This is a genomic window from Methanophagales archaeon, assembly GCA_021159465.1.
Lineage (GTDB): Archaea > Halobacteriota > Syntropharchaeia > Alkanophagales > Methanospirareceae > G60ANME1.
This window is the reverse complement of record JAGGRR010000061.1, coordinates 1-2501: the sequence shown is the minus strand read 5'-3', so window position 1 is coordinate 2501 and position 2501 is coordinate 1. Positions and strand designations below refer to the sequence as shown.

6 protein-coding genes are annotated in these 2501 nt (G+C 42.8%); all 6 read right to left on the bottom strand.

Annotated elements, in window-relative coordinates; all coding sequences use genetic code 11:
* Positions 1–31 precede the first annotated feature (31 nt).
* Positions 32–451 carry a hypothetical protein gene (locus tag J7J01_03225; GenBank protein MCD6209901.1) on the bottom strand — a complete coding sequence of 140 codons (420 nt, stop codon included), beginning with the start codon at positions 449–451 and terminating at the stop codon, positions 32–34.
* A gap of 25 nt (positions 452–476) precedes the next feature.
* Complete coding sequence (locus J7J01_03220; protein MCD6209900.1) at positions 477–767, bottom strand: hypothetical protein; 291 nt, start codon at positions 765–767, stop codon at positions 477–479.
* Positions 739–1440: a DUF5131 family protein gene (locus J7J01_03215; GenBank protein MCD6209899.1), complete on the bottom strand. Its 702-nt coding sequence runs from the start codon at positions 1438–1440 to the stop codon at positions 739–741. The genes J7J01_03220 and J7J01_03215 overlap by 29 nt, the downstream gene beginning before the upstream one ends.
* On the bottom strand, positions 1427–1855 hold the full coding sequence (locus J7J01_03210; protein MCD6209898.1) for a hypothetical protein: 429 nt from the start codon (positions 1853–1855) through the stop codon (positions 1427–1429). Before J7J01_03210 ends, J7J01_03215 begins: the two co-directional genes overlap by 14 nt.
* 1 nt (position 1856) lies before the next feature.
* Complete coding sequence (locus J7J01_03205) at positions 1857–2297, bottom strand: ribbon-helix-helix protein, CopG family (protein MCD6209897.1); 441 nt, start codon at positions 2295–2297, stop codon at positions 1857–1859.
* A partial coding sequence (locus J7J01_03200) for a hypothetical protein (protein ID MCD6209896.1) occupies positions 2294–2501 on the bottom strand: 208 nt, incomplete at its 5' end. The genes J7J01_03205 and J7J01_03200, both read right to left, overlap by 4 nt.

Sequence of the window (2501 nt, the reverse complement as noted above, 5' to 3'; positions counted from 1 at the left end):
ATTGCTTGTTGTTTCTTCACTGGTTGTAATTTCATCCATTCCTTTTCACCTCCCTTTTCTTCCACCAAATCAATGCACTCGCAAGTGCATCGGCAAGTTTCTCGCTCTCGAATTCCTGTAGGAAGAATTTTAGCGCATTATCATAGCAACGTTCATATCCCACCGCATAGCCATCACAAAACTTATGTATACTCAAGATATACTTCCAATTTTTAGGCTGCCTTATAAAACCCGGCAACTTCTCCATCAGCTCCATAGCTGTGTAGGCTGGTATTTTCTCTACCACCGTCCTGCCGGCACCGCTGTAATCGAAATCGTCCTCGTGTTCCATTGCAAGATCAACTGACCCATTATCCCATACTCGCCAGCAGAACAAGCTGGGTGAGTTCATACCTACCTCCTTCAGCTTCCTCGCAAGCTCAAAAGAAACCACAATGTCTTCTTTTCTCATTTTTCTTCCTCGCCTTTGATCTCCTTTAAGAAAGATTCTCCATCATCTTGCACTCTTCGCATATGTCTCCTTGCTCTACTTCTTTCCCGCATAATGTGCAGATATTTGCCTCTTCGCATTCCTGAATTCTGTAATAGTGCATATACGAACCTTCAGTTGCGCTATCAGGCATTGAGTAGGGAACGAAAATTATATTACGCTCCCACATGTTCACATTTACAACTTTGCACCTAAGATTCGACCAAAGTATCTCATCGCCTTCTCGCAAGTCATCTATTGTTACTACCTCAATCTTGGCTCGCTTCACTATCTTCATTTTGATCCTTCGCTTTTTTAATCCTATTCAAATTCTTTTTGATCTTCACTTCTGTGAATTTTTCCAGCTCAGAGATTAGTTCTTTGAGTTTCGCCGGAGAAGGTTCCGGTAGATTATGACCTTTGCTATCAGCTCCTATGCTAACGAACTCTGGACCTATAGCCTTCAAAAGATACACAAAGTCTCCTAAATCGAAATCCATTATTGGCTCTATACTGACCATTTTTCTGAAACCATAGCCTACCGCTAATGTGAAATCCGCCCATCTCTTAGTAGGCTCAGGCGCTTTTGTTACTTTATAATCTCTGTTTGTTTCTATAGTCACGCCGAGTACAGAGTTCAGACCAAAGTAATCAATGAATTCAAGGAATCTTATGGGGTTTTTCGTCTGAAACAAGTATGTGTTGTCAGGGAACTTTCTAGTATATTCGAGAACTTCCGTTATCCAAATATCTGGCACTTCTTTCGACCACATATCAGTTGAACTTCCCACGAAAATGAAATTACCACTACCGAGTTTTGTCCGCAACTCTTTCTCTTCAAGTCTCAGTTTTCCCACTTTAAATCGCTTCATGTAGCAATATACACACTGATGTGGGCATTCCCCTCTTATAGGGTTCCATGTATGGGTTACAAACGGATACATATTGCCCGATTGTTTATTCAAACCCATCTTCTTTCACCTTCTGCTCATTTCCTTCTCCACCATCCACCAATATCTCCTCGTATTGCTTACGCAACCTCTCCTTCTCTTCGTTCAATTCCTTTATCTTTGCCTCGATTCTTTCTATATCCTTGCGCAACTTTCCTTTCAGCAATTCCTTGGAGTGCTTACGCAAAAACTGTATCATATTCCTAATCTTCTCTTCGTCTGATGTGTAAAACATGCCATCGAGCCATTCTTCCAATGCTTGGGCAATGTCCTCAGGTTCATCGTTATCATTGAATATCGGCTCATCCGCAGTCACTGATACTACCTCAATCGAACCACCATCGTCGTTGTAGACCCTCACACTATTACTAAACTTGACCTCAGTTGGGTCCAGAATGTTAAAACGCCCTTCCGTTACTGAAATGGTATAATACATTTCACACCTCCTCAATCCTCCACCCCGCTGTGCCTATCACCGTAACGTCCTTCAATGCTTCCACCGCATCCCTGAACTCATTGATACGCTTTGCATCACCGCACACTATCGCAACTCTCATTATTTTACCGCCAGCCATAACCATTGAAATTGATTGAACAATATCCTTGAACTTTGTCTCGCACTCCATCATCTCGCTAATCAGCATCTGTTTCCGTTCGTCCTTCGATGCAGGCAATATGTATGCCACCACACCGAGCTTCTGCCCTTCTTTCTCACGAGTGAGCGAACGCTCAACATACAGACGAATCAGGTCCCGTATAGCCTCCGATATTGTTGCATACCCCTGTTCTTTTCGTATCGAATCAAATAGCTGGTGCAGCCTTGTAGGCAGCGAAAATGTGAGTCGAGATAGTTCAACCGTGCTTTTCCTTCGGCTCATTTCTCTTCCCTCCTTCTATCCAAAAACTCCCGAATTTTCTTATCGAGAACTTTCGCAAAATCATCCACTTCCCTAATCGCTTCTTCCGACTTACCTTCACACATCACCGTCACCACGATAGTAGCTGGTTTTGGCGTGTTCACTACATACCGCATTTTTACATTATACTCACTATTGTTCTCCATTCCCCTCCTCTTTTCCCAT

Coding starts and splice junctions, on each gene's coding strand:
- J7J01_03225 (MCD6209901.1), bottom strand. CDS start 451: ATGAGAAAAGAAGACATTGTGGTTTCTTTTGAGCTTGCGAGGAAGCTG.
- J7J01_03220 (MCD6209900.1), bottom strand. CDS start 767: ATGAAGATAGTGAAGCGAGCCAAGATTGAGGTAGTAACAATAGATGAC.
- J7J01_03215 (MCD6209899.1), bottom strand. CDS start 1,440: ATGGGTTTGAATAAACAATCGGGCAATATGTATCCGTTTGTAACCCAT.
- J7J01_03210 (MCD6209898.1), bottom strand. CDS start 1,855: ATGTATTATACCATTTCAGTAACGGAAGGGCGTTTTAACATTCTGGAC.
- J7J01_03205 (MCD6209897.1), bottom strand. CDS start 2,297: ATGAGCCGAAGGAAAAGCACGGTTGAACTATCTCGACTCACATTTTCG.